The 18457-nt window shown below is 70.5% G+C and carries 17 protein-coding genes; 11 read left to right on the top strand and 6 right to left on the bottom strand.

Annotation, left to right across the window (positions count from 1 at the left end; all coding sequences use genetic code 11):
• Nucleotides 1–55: 55 nt before the first annotated feature.
• Nucleotides 56–1882, top strand: a complete 1827-nt coding sequence (locus ABD785_RS28930; RefSeq protein ID WP_344834572.1) for a substrate-binding and VWA domain-containing protein — start codon at nucleotides 56–58, stop codon at nucleotides 1880–1882.
• 81 nt (nucleotides 1883–1963) lie between these two features.
• Nucleotides 1964–2830, top strand: coding sequence for an expansin EXLX1 family cellulose-binding protein (locus tag ABD785_RS28935; RefSeq protein WP_344834574.1), 867 nt, complete (start codon nucleotides 1964–1966; stop codon nucleotides 2828–2830).
• Nucleotides 2831–2911: 81 nt separating this feature from the next.
• Here ABD785_RS28935 and ABD785_RS28940 read toward each other — a convergent pair whose 3' ends face one another.
• The gene (locus ABD785_RS28940) at nucleotides 2912–3421 is read right to left on the bottom strand and encodes a hypothetical protein (RefSeq protein ID WP_344834577.1); all 510 of its coding nucleotides are present in this window, start codon (nucleotides 3419–3421) and stop codon (nucleotides 2912–2914) included.
• Between the two features lie 141 nt (nucleotides 3422–3562).
• On the opposite strand from ABD785_RS28940, the gene ABD785_RS28945 reads away from it, so the two are divergent.
• Nucleotides 3563–4354, top strand: coding sequence for a hypothetical protein (locus ABD785_RS28945; protein WP_344834579.1), 792 nt, complete (start codon nucleotides 3563–3565; stop codon nucleotides 4352–4354).
• 64 nt (nucleotides 4355–4418) lie between these two features.
• Here ABD785_RS28945 and ABD785_RS28950 read toward each other — a convergent pair whose 3' ends face one another.
• A complete protein-coding gene (locus ABD785_RS28950) occupies nucleotides 4419–6242 on the bottom strand; it encodes a phosphoenolpyruvate carboxykinase (GTP) (protein ID WP_344834581.1) in 1824 nt (607 codons plus the stop codon).
• A 122-nt stretch (nucleotides 6243–6364) separates the two neighbouring features.
• Nucleotides 6365–7279, bottom strand: coding sequence for a TIGR03621 family F420-dependent LLM class oxidoreductase (locus tag ABD785_RS28955; protein WP_344834583.1), 915 nt, complete (start codon nucleotides 7277–7279; stop codon nucleotides 6365–6367).
• A gap of 70 nt (nucleotides 7280–7349) precedes the next feature.
• On the opposite strand from ABD785_RS28955, the gene ABD785_RS28960 reads away from it, so the two are divergent.
• From ABD785_RS28960 to ABD785_RS28985, 6 genes are all read left to right on the top strand, one after another.
• Nucleotides 7350–8120 carry a phytanoyl-CoA dioxygenase family protein gene (locus ABD785_RS28960; protein ID WP_344834586.1) on the top strand — a complete coding sequence of 257 codons (771 nt, stop codon included), beginning with the start codon at nucleotides 7350–7352 and terminating at the stop codon, nucleotides 8118–8120.
• Nucleotides 8117–9085 carry a phosphotriesterase family protein gene (locus ABD785_RS28965; RefSeq protein ID WP_344834588.1) on the top strand — a complete coding sequence of 323 codons (969 nt, stop codon included), beginning with the start codon at nucleotides 8117–8119 and terminating at the stop codon, nucleotides 9083–9085. Before ABD785_RS28960 ends, ABD785_RS28965 begins: the two co-directional genes overlap by 4 nt.
• Nucleotides 9086–9093: 8 nt before the next feature.
• The gene (locus tag ABD785_RS28970; RefSeq protein ID WP_344834591.1) at nucleotides 9094–10311 is read left to right on the top strand and encodes a cytochrome P450; all 1218 of its coding nucleotides are present in this window, start codon (nucleotides 9094–9096) and stop codon (nucleotides 10309–10311) included.
• On the top strand, nucleotides 10308–11090 hold the full coding sequence (locus tag ABD785_RS28975) for an SDR family NAD(P)-dependent oxidoreductase (RefSeq protein WP_344834593.1): 783 nt from the start codon (nucleotides 10308–10310) through the stop codon (nucleotides 11088–11090). Before ABD785_RS28970 ends, ABD785_RS28975 begins: the two co-directional genes overlap by 4 nt.
• A 132-nt stretch (nucleotides 11091–11222) precedes the next feature.
• Complete coding sequence (locus tag ABD785_RS28980; protein WP_344834595.1) at nucleotides 11223–13382, top strand: glycoside hydrolase family 3 protein; 2160 nt, start codon at nucleotides 11223–11225, stop codon at nucleotides 13380–13382.
• Between the two features lie 95 nt (nucleotides 13383–13477).
• A complete protein-coding gene (locus ABD785_RS28985) occupies nucleotides 13478–14686 on the top strand; it encodes an ROK family protein (RefSeq protein ID WP_344834597.1) in 1209 nt (402 codons plus the stop codon).
• Between the two features lie 68 nt (nucleotides 14687–14754).
• Here the strand turns inward: ABD785_RS28985 and ABD785_RS28990 are convergent, their stop codons facing one another.
• The gene (locus ABD785_RS28990) at nucleotides 14755–15180 is read right to left on the bottom strand and encodes an OsmC family peroxiredoxin (RefSeq protein ID WP_344834600.1); all 426 of its coding nucleotides are present in this window, start codon (nucleotides 15178–15180) and stop codon (nucleotides 14755–14757) included.
• 171 nt (nucleotides 15181–15351) lie between these two features.
• Between ABD785_RS28990 and ABD785_RS28995 the strand changes: the two genes are divergently transcribed.
• Nucleotides 15352–15942 (top strand): malonic semialdehyde reductase, encoded by a 591-nt coding sequence (locus ABD785_RS28995; protein WP_344834603.1) that lies wholly within the window; start codon nucleotides 15352–15354, stop codon nucleotides 15940–15942.
• Nucleotides 15943–15987: 45 nt separating this feature from the next.
• Here the strand turns inward: ABD785_RS28995 and ABD785_RS29000 are convergent, their stop codons facing one another.
• Together ABD785_RS29000 and ABD785_RS29005 are read right to left on the bottom strand one after the other, a co-directional pair.
• Nucleotides 15988–16620, bottom strand: a complete 633-nt coding sequence (locus ABD785_RS29000; RefSeq protein ID WP_344834604.1) for a response regulator — start codon at nucleotides 16618–16620, stop codon at nucleotides 15988–15990.
• The gene (locus tag ABD785_RS29005; protein ID WP_344834606.1) at nucleotides 16617–17741 is read right to left on the bottom strand and encodes a sensor histidine kinase; all 1125 of its coding nucleotides are present in this window, start codon (nucleotides 17739–17741) and stop codon (nucleotides 16617–16619) included. The genes ABD785_RS29000 and ABD785_RS29005 overlap by 4 nt, the downstream gene beginning before the upstream one ends.
• 194 nt (nucleotides 17742–17935) lie before the next feature.
• On the opposite strand from ABD785_RS29005, the gene ABD785_RS29010 reads away from it, so the two are divergent.
• Complete coding sequence (locus ABD785_RS29010; RefSeq protein WP_344834608.1) at nucleotides 17936–18454, top strand: GlcG/HbpS family heme-binding protein; 519 nt, start codon at nucleotides 17936–17938, stop codon at nucleotides 18452–18454.
• The last annotated feature ends 3 nt before the right edge of the window (nucleotides 18455–18457 follow it).

Below are 18457 nucleotides of genomic sequence, written 5' to 3' on the forward strand. Positions count from 1 at the left end.
CCTGTATAACTGAGCCGTCTGACCGGGAAACCCCCGCCCGCAGCAGGAGGACTCGTTGTACCAGCCGCCGTCGACCCCGCCGCCTCCCGGGTACTACCAGTACCCGGCGCAGCCTCCGCGCCGCAGCAGGCTCCCGCTCGTGCTCGGGATCGTCGCCGGGTTCGTCCTGCTGGCCGTGCTGGGCGGCGTGGGCTTCTACGTCCTGAAGAAGGGCTCCTCCTCCTGCGGCAAGGACGGGGTCACCCTCAACGTCGCCTCCTCGCCCGAGAAGTTCGGGATCATGAAGGACCTCGCCAAGGCTTACAGCGGGCGGAAGGTCGGCGGGACCTGTGTGACCGTCTCGGTCGTCACGAAGTCCTCGGGGGAGGCGATGGCGGCGCTGGCGCGGGGCTGGAACGTGACCACCGACGGCCCCCAGCCCGACGTGTGGTCGCCCGCCAGCTCCGGCTGGGTGAGCCTGCTGCGCCACCGGATCGAGAAGAACGGCACCATCGACATGGTCCCGCAGGACGCGCCGGGGATCGCGGTCGCACCGCTGGTCATCGCGATGCCGCGGCCGATGGCGCAGGCCATGGGGTGGCCGAGCAAGGCCATCGGCTGGCGCGACGTGCTGAACCTCGCGACCGACACCCGCGGCTGGGGCGCCTACGGGCACCAGGACTGGGGCCGGTTCCGGCTCGGCAAGACCAACCCGAACTTCTCCACCTCGGGCCTGAACGCCACCATCGGCGCCTACTTCGCCGCGACCGGCAAGTCCGACGACCTGTCCGCCGCCGATCTCCAGCGCGGCGACGTCAAGGGCTTCGTCCGGGGCGTCGAGTCCTCGGTCGTCCACTACGGCGACACCACCTTGACCTTCCTCCAGGGCCTCCAGCGCGCCGACGACGCGGGCCAGGGCCTCAGCTACGTGTCGGCCGTGGCCGTCGAGGAGATGTCGGTCTACTACTACAACCAGGGCAACCCGACGGGCGACCCGGCGTCGGCGGGCAAGCACGCCAAGCCGAAGGTCCCGCTCGTCGCGGTCTATCCCAAGGAGGGGACGCTGGTCTCCGACCACCCGTACGTGGCGCTGAAGTCGATGGACCCCGGCAAGCAGCCGCTGGCCGCCGACTTCCTCACCTACCTGCGCGGCGAGAAGGCGCAGGCCAGGTTCGCCGAGGACGGTTTCCGCGGTTACGACAACAAGGTCACTCCGGTCACGACCGAGTCCAACGGCCTGCTGCCCAACCAGCCGGCCAAGATGATCGCCCCGCCCGCTCCGGCCGTCATGGACGAGGCCCTCGCGAGCTGGGAGTCGCTGCGCAAGCGCTCCAACGTCCTGTGGGTCGTGGACGTGTCCGGCTCGATGAAGGAGCAGGTCCCCGGCACCGGCAAGTCGCGGATGGAACTGGCGAAGGTCTCGCTCGCCAAGGCCATGGACCAGTTCATCGGCGCCGACAAGGTCGGGCTGTGGGAGTTCGCGACCAGGCTCGACGGCTCGCGCGACTACCGGCCGCTCGTCCCGGTCGGGCCGATCGCCTCGAACAAGGACGCGCTGAAGGCGAAGATCTCCGGGCTGACCCCGAAGACCGACACCGGCCTGTTCGACACCTCCCTGGCGGCGTTCCAGTCCATCCGCGACGCCAAGGACCCCGGCGCGATCAACTCGGTCGTCCTGCTCACCGACGGCATGAACGACGACCCCGGCTCGGTCTCCCTGAACGACCTGCTGTCCAAGCTCGACGGCGAGAGCGGAGTCCGGCTGTTCACCATCGGGTTCTCCGCGGGCGCCGACCAGGCGGGCCTCAAGAAGATCGCGGAGGCGACGGACGCGAAGGCCTACGACGCCAGCGACGCCGCGACCATCGACAAGGTCATGTCCAACGTGACGTCCAACTTTTAGCATTCCCCTGCAACGCGGTGTGCTCGTCTGATTACCTAAGGGAGTCAGGCGGGCACGCCTTTGCGATCAGGGGGAGGGCCATTGCACGCGTCACCACGACGCCCGCTCCGGCCCTCGCGGCTCGGATGGGCGTTCGGGCTGTGCGCGGCGATCGCCACCGCCGGAGTCCTGCTGAGGCTCGAGGGCGACGCCTGCGCCTTCGCCGTGAAGCGGCCCGCCGCCGCCGTCAAGGCCGTCACGGTGAAGGACAACAGCGGCCGGGCGATCTACTACGTGGCCGTTGACGGCTCCATGCGCTGCTCGTTCGGCAGTGTCCCCGCGGACGGGCTCTACGCCTCGCTGTCGGCGCACGACTACGGCACCGCCGACGTCTGCGGCGCCTACCTCGACGTCTTCGGTCCCGGCGGCACCAAGGTCCGGGTCCAGGTCATCGACCGCTGCCAGGGCTGCTCACCCGGCACCCTCGACATCGGCAGGACGGCCTTCGGGCGGCTCGCGCCGATCGGCAGGGGCCGGATCGACGTGCGGTGGCGCCAGGTGCGCGACCCGTTCGCCAGCGCGCCGAGGCTGGCCTTCCGGATGAAGGCGGGCTCCGACCCCGACTGGCTGGGCCTGCTGGTCCTGAACCACGCCAACGGGCTGAGGAGCGTCGAGGTGCGGTCGGGCGACGGCTGGCGTCCGCTGCGGCGCGGGCTGGACAACCACTGGGCGCTGTCGCGGCCGGGCGCGGGGCCCTTCACCGTCCGGGTCACCGACGTCTACGGCAACCGCCGCGAGATCACATCGGTGCGGCTGGCGCCGGGCGAGACCCAGCGCAGCAAGGTCCAGATGTACGACGGCCCGGCCAGACCGATGGCCACCACCCAGACGAGCATTCCCTCCCCGCCGCCCTCGGCCGTCGAGCCGAGCCCCTCGCCGCCGCAACGGGAGTCCCCCCGCTGCGGCTGAGTGAAGGGCACTCGGCCCGGGGGGAGGTGGAGGAGTCGTGCGCGGTGACTCCTCCACCTCCCCTCGGGCCGAGCGTCGTTCTCAGGTGCCGAACGGGACCGAGGTGCACAGGGCGCGGCCGCCCGCGGTTCCCGTGCCCGGGTCGGTGGCCTCGGCGTGGACGACGACCGACCCCGCGGCCCCGGCCGGGATCGTCCAGGGCCGGAAGGTCTTCGACCGGGCCCTGCCGCGGGCGTCGACGGTGAAGTCGAGCCAGATCTCCTTCTCCTCCAGGGTCGTGCCCGCCGGGTTCTGATAGTGCGGACCGGCGGCCGCCGGATCGTCCGTGCAGGGCTTGACGTGGACGTGCGCGCCGAACGACCTGCCGCGGGCGGACTCGGGCAGGTTCCACAGGCGCATGCGGATAGCGGTGCCGTCCCGGCCGGACCTGACGGTGATCGTGAGCCGGGTGCCGTCGAAGACGTGGTCGTAGACGTGCCCGGGGCCCTCGACGGTGCGGCCGCAGGCCTGCGCGGACGTGCCGGCGGTGAGGACCGCGGCGCCCGCGAGGGCGGTCGTGGCCAGAGCACGCCCGGTGATCTTGCTGAACATGACTCCTCCTGTACGCGAAAATGGGTGACCCTAAGAACCTAGAGCGTCACGCTCGGTGATGTGCGGGGTTCGCGCTCGCGGCCTCGATCGCCGGGCCGCTAAGCTGCACACCGAGCAATCGCTTGGTTGATGGGAGGCGCCGTGCCGCGCGGGATCTACCTGCTCGAAGAGGTCGAGTTCCATCCGATGAACTCGCGCAAGCCGCTGGAGTACCTGCAGTGGCTGACCCGGTACAAGCAGGAGGACGAGGCGCTCTATGGGTCGGGGGAGTCGGAGCTCACCGCGGGCAAGTCGGTGCGCTCCAGCGACATCGACCTCGTCGGGGCCTTCTACGCCGTCGGGATCACCGGGCATCCGCAGTTCAAGGTCGTCACGCTCTGGGACTGCCGCGGCGGGTGGGACGGCGGCTGGCGCCAGATGATGGACATCTACGCCGGGGTGAACGAGCGGCTGTTCCTGTCCGACATCGACGACCTCCGGCACACCGCCTACTCCCGGCCGCTCGGCGCCGCCCCGCACAGCCCGGCGCTGGCGGACGTCGTCGCCGAGGGCTACGGGACGCCCTTCTACGTCTTCGAGAGCGCGACCGTCCGGCCGGGCGCGGCCCTGGACTACCTGGCGGCCGTCCGGGAGGAGCGGGCCCCGGTGCTGGCCGAGCACGGGCAGCGGCTCATCGGCGCCTACGAGGTCCAGTTCTGCGACACCGAGGTCGTCACCTTCTGGGGCACCTCGCTGGACGACCATCTCGCGCTCCAGCGCTCCCGCGACGCCGCGCTCGGCCTCGACGACGAGGCGGAGGCCGACGAGCGGCTGGTGACCTGGCGGACCAGGGCCCGTGACTTCCTCGACGGCGGCTGGCGCGAGAACCTCCTCGCACCCTTCCCCGGCTGCAAGCTCGCCCCGCGCCCGGAAGCGGGAGCCGGCGGAACCTGAGCGGACGGCGGAAAGGGCCCTCCCGGCGCCGTTGCCGGAAGAGCCCTTCCCGTCTTGTCCGTGACTAGAACTCGTCGTTGAGCCTGGCCACCAGCGCGTTGTACTCGTCCCAGAGTTCCTGGGGCAGGTGCTCGCCGAACGACTCCAGGTGCGCGGGCATCAGCGACGCCTCCCGCTTCCAGGTGTCGCGGTCGGCGGACAGGAGCAGGTCGAGTTCACGGCCGTCGATCTTGAGGCCCTCGAGGTCGAGCGCGGCCGCGGTCGGGGTGACGCCGATGGCGGTCTTGGTGCCGTCGGCGGTGCCCTCGAGCCGCTCGATGATCCACTTCAGGACGCGGCTGTTCTCGCCGTAGCCCGGCCAGAGCCACTTGCCGCCCTCGTCCTTGCGGAACCAGTTGACGTAGTAGATCCGGGGGAGCTTCTCCTGGTCGGCCGAGGCGCCCATCTTCAGCCAGTGCTTGAAGTAGTCGCCCATGTTGTACCCGCAGAACGGGAGCATCGCGAACGGGTCGTAGCGCAGCGACCCGACGGTGCCCTCGGCGGCGGCGGTCTGCTCGGAGGCGATGTTCGCCCCCAGGAAGACGCCGTGCTGCCAGTCGAACGACTCCGTGACCAGGGGTACGGAGGTCGCCCGGCGGCCGCCGAACAGGATCGCCGAGATCGGGACGCCGTTGGGGTCCTCCCACTCGGGCGCGATGATCGGGCACTGTCCGGCCGGCGTGGTGAACCGGGCGTTGGGGTGCGCGGCGGGCGTGCCGGACTCCGGCGTCCAGTCGTTGCCCTTCCAGTCGGTCAGGTGCGCGGGGGGCTCGTCGGTGAGGCCCTCCCACCACACGTCACCATCGTCGGTGAGGGCGACGTTGGTGAAGATCGAGTTGCCCCAGAGGGTCTTGATCGCGTTGGCGTTGGTGGTCTCACCGGTGCCCGGCGCGACACCGAAGAAACCGGCCTCGGGGTTGATCGCGTAGAGACGGCCGTCCTCGCCGAAGCGCATCCAGGCGATGTCGTCGCCGATGGTCTCGACCTTCCAGCCCGGGATCGTGGGCTGGAGCATCGCCAGGTTGGTCTTGCCGCACGCCGACGGGAACGCGGCCGTGACGTACTTGACCTCGCCGGACGGCGGGGTGAGCTTCAGGATGAGCATGTGCTCGGCGAACCAGCCCTCGTCGCGGGCCATCGTCGAGCCGATGCGCAGGGCGAAGCACTTCTTGCCCAGCAGGGCGTTGCCGCCGTAGCCGGAGCCGAAGGACCAGATCTCGCGCGTCTCGGGGAAGTGGGAGATGTACTTCTCCTCGTTGCACGGCCACGCGACGTCCGCCTGGCCGGGCTCGAGGGGCGCGCCCACGGTGTGGACGGCCTTGACGAAGGAACCGCGCTCCTCGATCATCCGCAGCGCCGGGTCGCCCATGCGGGTCATGACCCGCATCGAGACCGCGACGTAGGGGGAGTCGGTGAGCTCGACGCCGACCTGGGAGATGGTGCCGCCCAGGGGGCCCATGCAGAACGGCACCACGTAGAGGGTGCGGCCCTTCATGACGCCGTCGAAGATCTCACCGAAGGTCGCCCGCATCTCCGCGGGGGCCTTCCAGTTGTTGGTGGGGCCCGCGTCGGCCTCCTGCTCGGAGCAGATGAAGGTGCGGGACTCGACCCGGGCGACGTCGCGCGGGTCGGATGCGGCATAGAAGCTGTTGGGGCGCTTCTCGGCGTTGAGGCGCTTGAAGGTTCCCTGCTCGACCAGCAGATCGGTCAGGCGGGTCCACTCCTCGTCCGAGCCGTCGCACCACACGACGTTCTCGGGCTTCGTGAGCGAAGCGATCTCGCCCACCCAGTCGATGAGTTCCTGGTTGGTGGTCGGGGCCGGTTTGAGACCGGGGACCTGCTCGGACAACGCCTTACTCCTCACACGCGCTTCGTGGTTCTACGCATCGTGAACGACAACCACAGGGTTTGGCTAATTGGCACAGACCAATGCGTTACTTTCTGGAAACATCCTCTCACGCAGAAAAATCTTCAGAGTTCTGCCAGACGAGCGACAACCGGCCGGAAGGCCTGCAGGTCTTCCTCGTTGTGCAGGACGAAGTACGAGATTCCCAGTTCTTCGCGCCATCCACGCACTGTGTCGCAGATCTCATCAAGGGAGCCCACGAGGACCTGAGGGGTTCCCACCTGCGCGGACGGGTTGGCGGCGCTCCATTGGGCGGGGTCGGAGCCGAGCCCGATCTGCAGCACGGAGGTGCCGAGTTCGATGTCGGGGAAGCGTTCTCCGGCGGCCTCACGCATTATGTCAATCTTCTTAAAAAAGGCCGCTCGACCGCTGTCTGTGAGATCCGGACCGGCCCCATCGGCACGGACGCGCATCGTAAGGTTGACGATATCGGCCTCTCGCGCGGCCAAGGCCAGCATCTTCGGTCCGCCGCCGCCCAGCATGATTCGGGGACCGCCTTCCGAAATTGGTATAGGCATTTGGTCTAGACCATTGATGGCGTAATGCTCACCTTGGAATGTGAAGGGACCGCCGCGCCAGAGCCCTTTCATCACACGGAGGGACTCGGCGAGCCGGGCGATCCTGACGCCGGGGGGATCGAGGATCAGGCCCGCCCGCTCGTAGTCGTGGGCCATCCAGCCGGTTCCCAGGCCGAGTTCGAGCCGTCCTCCGGACAGGATGTCGATCGTCGCGGCCTCCTTGGCCAGGACGGCCGGATGGCGGAAGTCGTTGGCGAAGACCAGGGTGCCGACCTTGAGCGTGGTGGTGGCGCATGCGGCGGCCGTCATGGCGGCGACGGGGGAGAAGCGGGGGCCGACCAGGTGGTCGGGGACCAGCAGGGTGCTGAAACCGTCGTCCTCCAGCCGCCGGGCCTTGTCGGCCCACTCCCTGCCGCTGCCGGCCATGCGCAGGACGGCGCCGAATCTGAACGTGCGGGGCATGGCCCCTCCTTGCTCGAGTCTGGTGGAACAAGCGCTTGCTTTACCATGCCCGTGGTCCGAGACTGGGGCAATGCCTCTCGCCGTACGTTCCGTCACCGAGGACGAGGTCGCGTTCTTCCAGGAGAACGGGTGGGTCCACCTGCCCGGGCTGCTCCCCGCCGGCGACGCCGCCCGGCTGCGGGAGATCGCGACCGTGCGGCTGGACTCACGGGAGAGGGAGCGGCGGTCGGCGGTCGACCGGGCCTTCGGCCAGTCGCGGGACATCGCCGAGTCCGATCCGCTCTTCCGCGAGCTGGCGCTGTCGCCCGTCCTGGGCCGGTCGGCCGCGCGGCTCCTGCACGGGGTCGCCGAGGTGCGCGTCCAGGTGACGAACCTGCTGGTCAAGGAGCCGGACGGCGGCCACGGCCCGACCGTCTTCCACCAGGACTTCCCGTGGATGCCCATGGACCGCTCGGCGATGCTGACCTTCTGGCTGGCCCTGGCCGACGTCCCCGCCGCGATGGGGTCGCTGCGCTTCCGCACCGGCTCGCACCGGCACGGGCTGCTCGGCCGCAGCTTCGTCCGGGACGGGGACGACCAGCCGAGCCAGCACCCGTGGCTGACGGACCTGCCGTTGTCGGACCCTCTGGACCTGGCCGCGGGTGACGCGACGGTCCACCACGCGCTGACCGTCCACGGGTCGGGGGAGAACCGCCGCGACACCCGCAGGCTGTCGTTCACCGCCACCTACTTCGACGCGGACGCCCTCTACACCGGAGCGCCCTACGGCCAGACCGACGGTCTCGGCCTCACGGTGAACCGGCCGTTCGACCACCCCAAATTCCCCAAGGTAGGCACATGATCGAGACCGTGCGGGGCCCCGTCGAGGAACCGGGCGCCGTGCTCATGCACGAGCACGTCTTCGGGCTGAGCCCGGAGATCCTCTGGAACTGGCCGGACGTCCCCGAGGGCTGGGACCTGGAGACCTGCGCGCGCGACGCCGCCGCCAAGCTCGACGCGGTGAAGGCCCTCGGCATCGACACCATCGTCGACCTGACGGTCATCGGCCTCGGCCGCTACGTCCCGGCCGTCCAGCGGGTCGCCGAGCTGACCGCGGTGAACATCGTCGCCGCGACGGGCCTCTACACCTACGACGAGCTGCCGCAGTACTTCGGCAACCGCGGCCCCGGCACCCTGTTCGGCGGGGACGACCGGATGGCGGAGTTCTTCGTCCGCGACATCACCGAGGGCATCGGCCGGACGGGCGTCAAGGCGGGCATGCTGAAGTGCGCGACCGGCAAGCAGGGCATCGTGCCGGGCGTCGAGCGGGTGATGCGGGCCTGCGCCCGGGCGCACCGCGAGACCGGGATCCCGATCACCACGCACAGCGAGTCGTCGGTCCGCAACGGGCTCGACCAGCAGAAGCTGCTGCGCGAGGAGGGCGTGGACCTGCGCCGGGTCGTCATCGGGCACGCGGGCGACTCCACCGACCTGTCCTATCTGCGCGAGCTCGCAGACAACGGCTCCTACCTCGGCATGGACCGGTTCGGCATCGAGTTCACCTCCTTCGCCGACAGGGTCGCGACCGTCGCCGAGCTGTGCCGTCTCGGCTACGCCTCCTCGATGGTCCTCGGCCACGACTCCTACTGCTTCAACGACCGCTTCGAGTGGGACGTCATCCGCGAGCGCCATCCGAACTACCACCTCGGGCACATCTCGAACGACGCCGTCCCCGCCCTGCTGGAGCTGGGCGTGACCCGCGAGCAGCTCGACCTGATGTTCGTGGGGAACCCGCGCCGCGTCCTCACCCCCGTAGCGCCCTACTAGGAGCACCGATGCGAGCCAGCGACTTCGACGTCACCGCCGACTGGCATGTCCAGAACCCCTATCCCTTCCTGGCGGAGCTGCGCAGGGACCGTCCGGTGTTCTGGAGCGAGCACCTGCGGATGTGGGTGCTGACCAGGTACGAGGACGTGCGCGCGGCCTACCGCGACCATGCCGTCTTCTCCTCCAGGGGGTCGCTGACGATCTCCCGCACCCTCACCGAGGAGGTACGGCGGGAGCTCGGCGACCACCAGTCCTTCCTCGACAACTTCTCCGCCAACGTCGACCCGCCGCAGCACACGAGGATGCGCGGGGCCATCTCCAGGGCGTTCACCCCGCGGGCGGTCGCCCGGCTCGGTGACCACTTCCGCGCCCAGGTCGACGCCGTCCTGGACGAGGTGGTCCCGCTGGGGACCACCGACCTGGCCGCGACGATCGGCCATCTGCCCTCGGCCCGTCTCGCGGCGGTCTTCATCGGGGTGCCGCCGGAGGACGAGGAGCACGTCAAGCACTCGGTGACGTCCTGGTTCCAGCTGTTCCTGTCGCGGCAGCCGCCGGAACGCCAGCTGGAGCTGGCCAAGGACTTCCTCGGCTACCTCGGGTACGTGGACCGTCTCGTCACCGCCCGCACCGCGGAGCCGCGTGAGGACTTCGCCTCGCTGATGGCCGCGATGATCCCGCACGAGCTGTCGCACCGCGAGGTCGTGGAGACCATCAGCGCGCTCCTGCTCGGCGGCAACGACACCGTCCCCAACCAGATCGGCAACACGATCCTGCGGCTCATGCGCGAACGCGACGTCTGGGACGAGCTGTGCGCCGACCCGTCCCTGATCCCCGGGATGATCGAGGAGTCGTTCCGGATCGACGGGGCCAGCCTCGGCAGCTTCCGCATCCCCACCCGCCCCGTCACCCTGCACGGCGTGACGATCCCCGCCGGGGTCGAGGTGATGCTCAGCACCGACTCGGCCGCCCACGACGAGACCGTCTTCCCCGATCCCGAGCGCTTCGACGTCCGCCGCGCCAACGCCCGCGACCACATGGTGTTCGGGTACGGCGTCCACCACTGCGTGGGCGCCGCGCTGAGCCGCCTCAAGATGGAGATCGCCTTCCAGCAGTTCACGACCCGGCTGCCCTCGATGCGGCTCGTGCCCGGTAGCTCTCCCGTCTTCAAGAAGTCCCTTGTGGGCAGGGGGCTCACCACCCTCCAGGTCGAATGGGATGAAAGATGAGACTCCAGAACAAGGTCGCGATCGTCACGGGCGCGGGCAGCGGCATCGGCAGGGCCGCCGCCCTCCGGCTGGCGAAGGAGGGGGCGAGCGTCGTCGTGGCCGACCTCCATCCCCGCAACACCGCCGATCTGATCGTCAAGGACGGGGGAGCGGCCGTCGCGACCGTCACGGACGTCTCCGACGAGGACGCCGTCCGCGCGATGGTCGCCACCGCGCTCGAGCGGTTCGGCCGGCTCGACGTCCTGCACAACAACGCCGCCGCCCTCGGCCGCGAGACCTATGGCCGCGACCTCGACCTGGAGAACCTCGACCTGGAGGTCTGGGACCGCACTCTGTCGGTCTCCCTGCGCGGCGCCATGCTCGGCTGCAAGCACGCCGCCCCGCACCTGGGCGAGGGCGCCTCGATCATCAACACCACGTCGGTGAGCGCGCTCCTCGGCGACACCGACCACTTCGCCTACGGCAGTGCGAAGGGCGCGCTGATCACCTTCACCAAGTACGTCGCGACGCTCTACGGCGAGCGGGGGATCCGCTGCAACGCCATCGCCCCCGGCCTCGTGCTGACCGACGTGGCCGTCCGCGTGATGACGCCCGAACGCCTGGCCGAGAAGGCCGCCGAACGCGTCCTGCCGTGGGCCGCCCGCCCCGAGGACGTCGCGGACCTCGTCGCCTTCCTCGCCTCAGACGAGTCGCGCTGCATCACCGGCCAGACGATCGTCATCGACAGCGGCACCACCGCCCACCGCCCCGAACACGCCCTGCGCCGTCACCGGGCATAACGCGGGTCCCCGCGGGCGCAGGCCACCTGAGGCCACCGTGTCACGGGGATATTTCCGAGACTTATCTTGACTCTCGTAAATACTCGATCTTCACTGGGGTCGACTTCTTCCTGACGGAGTAGGAGACCCTTGATGGGCGCACGAAGAACGAGATTCGCCGCCGTCGGCGCGGCGGCCGCCATGGTCGCGGCGCTGGTCCCGGCCCTCTCGCCGGCCGCCTCGGCCGCCCCCCTGCCCTACCAGGATCCGTCCGAGCCGACGGCGGCCAGGGTCGCCGACCTGCTCGGGCGGATGACCCTGGTCGAGAAGATCGGCCAGATGACCCAGGCCGAACGGGCCGCCATCGACGCGGATCCCGCCCAGATCGCCACGCTGAACCTCGGTTCGGTGCTGTCGGGCGGCGGCTCGACCCCGGCGGAGAACACCCCCGCCGCCTGGGTGGCCATGGTGAACCGCTACCAGGCCGAGGCGCTCAAGACCCGGTTGAAGATCCCGCTGATCTACGGCATCGACGCCGTGCACGGCCACGGCAACGTCCTCGGGGCGACGATCTTCCCGCAGAACATCGGCCTCGGCAGCAGCCGCGACGCCGCCCTGTCGGAGAAGGTCGGCAGGGTCGTCGCGGGTGAGGTTCGCGCCACCGGCATCCCCTGGGACTTCGCCCCGTGCGTCTGCGTCACCCGGGACGAGCGCTGGGGCCGCAGCTACGAGTCGTTCGGCGAGGACCCCGCCCTGGCCTCCCGGATGGCCTCGATGATCCGCGGACTCGAGGGTCGCCAGCCCCGCGACCTCGACGACGACGACCATGTGCTCGCCACCGCCAAGCACTTCGCGGGCGACGGGTTCACCCGGTACGACGACGCCATCGCCGCCGCCAACCAGGGACAGCCCTGGTACAACAAGAAGTACCCGATCGACCAGGGCGTCACGGTGACGAGCCGGGCCGACTTCGAGCGTCTCGCCCTCGCCCCCTACGTGACCGCGATCGACACCTACGGCGTCGGCAGCGTCATGCCGTCGTTCTCCAGCGTCGACTGGACCGAGAACGGCGTCGGCGACCCGCTCAAGATGCACGCCCACACCGAGCTGCTGACCGGATGGCTGAAGGGCACCAAGGGCTACGACGGATTCCTCATCTCCGACTGGGAGGGCATCCACCAGATCCCCGACCCGGCCGAACCGGCCAACACGGGCCTGACCGCCTACAAGGTGACGACCAGCGTCAACGCCGGCATCGACATGTTCATGGAGCCCAACTCCGCGCCGCAGTTCGAGCAACTCCTGCTCGCCGAGGCGAACGCGGGACGCGTCCAGGTGTCCCGGATCGACGACGCCGTGCGCCGCATCCTGACCAAGAAGTTCCAGCTCGGCCTGTTCGAGAAGCCCTACGCGACGCTCGACGACATCGGCAGGATCGGCAGCACGGAGAACCGCGAGCTCGCCCGCAAGTCCGTCGCCAGGTCGCAGGTGCTGCTGAAGAACGACGGCGCCGCGCTCCCGCTGGCGACCAACGCCAAGGTCTACGTCGCGGGCCGCAACGCCGACGACATCGGCAACCAGGCGGGCGGCTGGACCATCACCTGGCAGGGCCAGTCGGGCGACGTGATCCCCGGCACCACGGTCCTCGAGGGGATCAAGGAGGTCGCGCCGAAGGCGAAGGTCACCTTCAGCGCCGACGCCTCCGCCCCGACCACGGGCTCCGACGTGGGCGTGGTCGTCGTCGGCGAGACGCCCTACGCCGAGGGCTACGGCGACGTCGGCGGACCCGAGTGCGGCTGGTGCACGGTCCCGCAGCAGGAGTCGAAGTCCCTGACGCTCCAGCCCGGCGACCAGGCCGTGGTCGACAAGGTCTGCTCGGCGCTGCCCAAGTGCGTCGTCCTGGTCGTGTCCGGCCGCACGCAGGTGGTCCCGCCCGCTCTGCTGCCGAAGATCGACGCTCTGGTGGCCTCCTGGCTGCCGGGAACGGAGGGCGGCGGCGTCGCGGACGTCCTGTTCGGCAAGCAGCCGTTCTCCGGCCAGCTCTCGGTGACCTGGCCCGCCTCCGAGGCCCAGGTGCCGATCAATGTCGGTGACGCCTCCTACCAGCCGCTCTACCCGTTCGGCTGGGGGCTGCGCACCCAGGTCCACGGTGGCGGTGACGCCTACGCCAAGGCACTGGACAAGGCGCAGGCGAAGGTCGTCACGGGCGGGGCGCCGGCGAACTGGGCGAAGCTCATCGCCGACGCCTCCCACGCCGACCTGACCGGTGACCGGGCGGCCGCCCTGTCCCTGCTGGCCCAGGTCAGCGGCTGAGGTGACGGGGCCCGCGCCCGCGGGGAAGGCGCGGGTCCCGTCCCTTCTGCTACTTTGAGTAGGGCTCAGAAAACTTGCTCTGGGAGAACGGGCAGATGGGGCGGCCGACCCGAAACACCACCCGGGACCTGCGCAGGGGCAACCGGGAGTCGCTGTTGCGCGCCCTGGCCTACCGCGGGCCGACCAGCCGCCAGAAGATGAGCGACCTCACCGGGCTGAGCACCGCCACCGTGAGCACCCTGATCGCCGGTCTGCTGGCGGAGGGCGTCGTGGTCGAGGCGGGCGCCCTGGAGTCCGACGGCGGACGGCCGCGGATCCTCATCGAGATCAATCCCGGGCACGGCCATCTGATCGGCGTCGACGTCGGCGAGACCAGGATCCGCCTGGAGCTGTTCGACCTGCGCCTCACCGGGATCGCGAAGGCCGAGTACGCCGTCGTGCGCGGGGAGCACGACCCCGAGCGGGTCGCGGAGGACATCCTGCGGGGCGTGCGGACCCTCATCACCGATGCGGGGATCGACTCCTCCCGCGTCCTGGGCGTCGGGATCGGCGTCCCGGGAGTGGTGGCGGAGGGCGGCGTGGTCGACGCCCCGACCTACGGCTGGGCCAGGGCCCCGCTCGGCGAGCTGCTGCGCGCGAGGACCCCGCTTCCCCTGCACATCGACAACGGTGCCAAGACCCTGGGCCTGGCCGAGCTCCAGTTCGGCGCGGGCCAGGGCTCCGACCATGTGATCGTCGCCCTGCTGGGCACCGGGGTCGGGGTCGCGATCATCAACGACGGCACCCTCTACCGGGGCATCTCCAACAGCGCGGGGGAGTGGGGGCACACGATCGTCGAGCGGGACGGCCGCCGCTGCCGCTGCGGCCGTCGCGGCTGTCTCGAGGCCTATGTCGGGGCGGGGGCGATCCTGGAACGCTACGCCTCGCTGGCCCCCGGCGCCCTCCACCAGGGCGTCGACGAGGAGACGGCGCTGGCGGCCCTGATCGCGGACGCCGACGCGGGCTCGGCGCCCGCCGTCCAGGTGCTGGCCGAGACCGCCGACTGGCTGGCCATCGGCCTGGCCAACCTGATCAACCTGTTCAATCCCGAGCGGGTCCTGCTGGCCTGCTGGGCGGGACGCCTGCTGGGCACCGCGCTGCTCACGGAGATCCGGGCCGCGACTCGCCGCCGCACGATGGCCTCCCTGTACGACGACGCCACGATCTCGCTCGGCGCCCTCGGCCCCGACGCCGTCGCGCTCGGAGCCGCCACCCTGGTACTGGAGTCCTTCCTCGCCACGGCCTCGACCGCTCCGCGCGCCTGAAAAGCCGAAGGGCGGCCGGTGGTCCCGGCCGCCCCCAGGGTCTGTTTCAGACCCTGAACGTGATCAGGTCAGGCGGAGGTCGCCGTCAGGGTGATCTTGGTTCCGGCCAGCGCCTTGCTGACGGGGCAGTTGGCCTTGGCGGTCTCGGCCGCCTCGACGAAGCCCTCCGCGGACAGGCCGGGGACGTCGCCATGGACGGTGACGTGGATCCCGGTGATGCCCTCGCCGGGCTGGAAGGTGGCGTCGGCCTTGGTCTCCAGGCGCGCCGGCGGGGTGCCCGCGCCCGCGAGGGCATGGGCCAGGGCCATGGAGAAGCAGCTGGACAGGGCGGCGGCGATCAGCTCCTCGGGGCTGGTCTTGCCGTTGGCCTCCTCGGCCCGGGAGGCCCAGGAGACCGGGTACTCGCCGATGCCGGACGAATCGAGGGTGACGACGCCGCTACCCTTGATCAGCTCGCCTTCCCATACGGTGTGCGCGGTGCGTGTGGTGGCCATGCGGAACCCCCGTTGTCAGAGAGCGATGTGGTGATCTTCCGATCCCAATCTATCGCCCGTGCGGCGTGTGACGTACCTCACTGCTTGACGCGGAAGACTTTGACACGTCAGAGATGTTGTGCCTTTCGGAAATGCTGAGACCCCCCTATCTCTGGAAAGCCGAGGCAAGCCATGTCCCTCGTCATCGACGCCGCCACGCAGGACCTGCTCTTCCGCGAGGCGCGCACCGCGAACACCTTCACCGACGAGCCGGTGACCGACGAGCAGGTTCAGGCGATCTACGATCTCGTCAAGTACGCCCCCACCGCCATGAACTCCCAGCCGCTGCGCATCGTCCTCGTCCGCTCCGACGAGGCCCGCGAGCGCCTGGTGAACCAGATGGGCGACGGCAACAAGGCCAAGACGGGCTCCGCTCCGCTCGTGGCGATCGTCGCGGTGGACACCGACTTCCACGAGCACCTGCCGACCCAGTTCCCGCACTACCCCGGCGCCAAGGACGCGTTCGCCGAGGAGGACGCCCGCATCCCGACCGGCTCCTTCAACGCCTCCCTCCAGATCGGCTACCTCATCATCGGCATCCGGGCGGCGGGCCTCGCCGCGGGCCCGATGGCCGGTTACGACGCCGAGGGCATCAACAAGGAGTTCTTCGGCGACGGCAAGCACCGGGTCCTGGCCGTGATCAACATCGGCCGTCCGGGTGAGGGCGCCTGGTTCCCGCGCAACCCGCGCCTGGAGTACGACCAGGTCGTCACGACCGTCTGATTCCGCTCCAGCAGAAGGCCCCGCTCGACGGCGGGGCCTTCGCGTTCACTCGGCGAGCCTGATGAGGCGGCGCTCGGCGGCGACCGTCACGGCGGCGGTGCGGGTGTCGACGCCGAGCTTGCCGTAGATGTGGACGAGGTGGGTCTTCACGGTCGCCTCGCTGATGAACAGCCGCTTGGCCAGCTCGCGGTTCGACAGGCCGCTCGCCAGCAGCTGCAGGATCTCGATCTCACGGGGGCTCAGTGACGGCCCCGGGTCCCGGACGCGCCGCATCAGTTTCGTCGCGACCGCCGGGGACAGGGCGGTCTCCCCCCGGGCCGCCGAGCGGATCCCCTGGAACAGCTCGTCCGGCGGGCCCGCCTTGAGCAGGTAGCCGGTCGCCCCCGCCTCGACGGCGCGGGCGATGTCGGCGTCGCTGTCGTAGGTGGTGAGGACCAGCACGCGCGCCGGTTCCGGCAGCGCCAGGACCCTCCGCGTCGCCTCGACGCCGTCGATGCCGGGCCCGAATCTCAGATCCATCAGCACGACGTCGGGGCGCAGCAGTCCCGCCTGCCGGACGGCCTCCTCCCCGCCGGACGCCTCCGCGACCACCTCGAGATCGCCCTCGCCGGACAGCAGGGCCCGCAGCCCCGCCCGGACGACGAGATGGTCGTCGGCGATCAGTACGCGTATGTTCATCCGGTCCTCCCGACCGTCGCGGCGACCACGGTGCCCTGCCCCGGAGCGCTCTCCACCACCAGCGTCCCGCCGACGGCCTCGAGCCGGTCGCGCATGGACCGCAGCCCGTAGCCCCGCCCGGCGTCCGGCGCGACCTCGGCGAAGCCGCGGCCGTCGTCGGCGATGTCGAGGGTGACGGCGTCGTCGAGGAAGGACAGGGTGACCATGATCCGGCTCGCTCCGGCGTGCTCGCGAGCGTTGGACAGGGCCCCCTGGGCGACCCTGAGCAGGGCGCCCTGGGTCTCGGGATCCAGCGGGAACTCCGTGCCCTCGGTGCGCAGGCCGATCCCGGCCGGGTCACGGGCCACCAGGCTCCGCAGCCCCTCGGCCAGCGATCCGGAGTCCAGATCGAGGGGGGCGAGGCCGCGCACGAACCGCCGGGCCTCCTCCAGGCCGGCCGTCCCGACCCCCTCGGCCTGCTCGACATAGGCGCGGGCGGCGGCGGGATCGGCGTCCCAGGCGCGTCCGGCGGCCTGGAGCAGCATGCCCATGCTGGTGAAGCCCTGGGCGAGCGTGTCGTGGATCTCCCTGGCCAGCCGCTCGCGCTCCTCCAGCACCCCGGCGGCCCGCTGGGCGGTGGCCAGCTCGTCGCGGGTGCGGGTCAGCTCGTCGATCAGCCGCTGGAGCGCGAAGAAGATCATCGTGGTCATCCCGGCGACGGTCAGCGGCCCCAGGATCATGCTGGGATCGAACCCGTCCCGGCTCTCCAGCCGGTACCGCGCGGCGATCACCGTGGCGGTCAGCAGCACCACGACCGCGATCGTCCGCCGCGGCGAAAGCACGCGCATGCTCACGAAGCCGAGCGGGATCGCGCACCAGGCGAAGCTCGGGGCCAGCACCACCAGCACCAGCCAGCACGCCAGGACGGCCATCAGCCACGCGTCGCGGCGGCGGCCCAGCCGCTCCCAGAACACCACCCCCGCCGCGTAGATCACGGCCATCAGCCCGGCGAGGGCGAGCTGGCCCTCCTTGCCGGTCAGGCCGTGCCGCGCGCTCAGCCGCAGGCAGGAGGAGAGCACGAGGGCGAAGAAGCCCGCGTGCATGGCCCAGAGCAGCTGCCGCTCGGTCCGCGACGTGATCACGAGAACACCCCCCGTGATCACGGTAGCCGAAAGGGCCAGGCCGGGGGTCGACCGATCGGTTGATGCCGGGGTCCACCGGACGCCCGCCGGCGATCGACCTTCTCCACGATGGCCGCGCCGCCGCGGCGGACCAGAGTGGTGAGTGCGAGGTCAACGGGCCTCGCGACGGACCGAGAAAGATCGGGAGACCCACCATGAAGAAGATCATCGCCACCGCCGCCGCCGGTCTCGCCCTCACCGCGGGCGGTGCGGCCATGATGTCGACCTCCGCCTCCGCCGCGGTCGACCCCAAGATCGTCCAGCAGGGGAGCGCGCTGACGGCCGATGCCGCGATCAAGGTCGCGGACGCCGTGCAGAAGGCGGCCGTCAAGGAGAAGCAGCGGGTGAGCGTCGCGATCGTCGACCGGTCCGGCGCCGTGAAGATCATCGTCCGGGGCGACGGCTCGGGGCCGCAGACCGAGGAGTCGGCCAAGCGCAAGGCCTTCACCGCCGTCAGCTTCGGCAAGACGACCAAGGAGCTCGCCGGCGGCGTCGGCGGCCAGGGCGCGACCCTGCGCGACATCCCCGGCACCCTGTTCCTCGGCGGCGGCGTCCCGGTGGCTTCCGGGAACACCCCGATCGCGGGCATCGGCGTCGCGGGAGCACCCTCCGGCGACATCGATGACAAGCTCGCCCAGGAGGGCCTCAAGGCCATCGAGAAGGGCCTGAACTGAGCG

Source organism: Actinocorallia longicatena (assembly GCF_039534125.1).
GTDB lineage: Bacteria > Actinomycetota > Actinomycetes > Streptosporangiales > Streptosporangiaceae > Actinocorallia > Actinocorallia longicatena.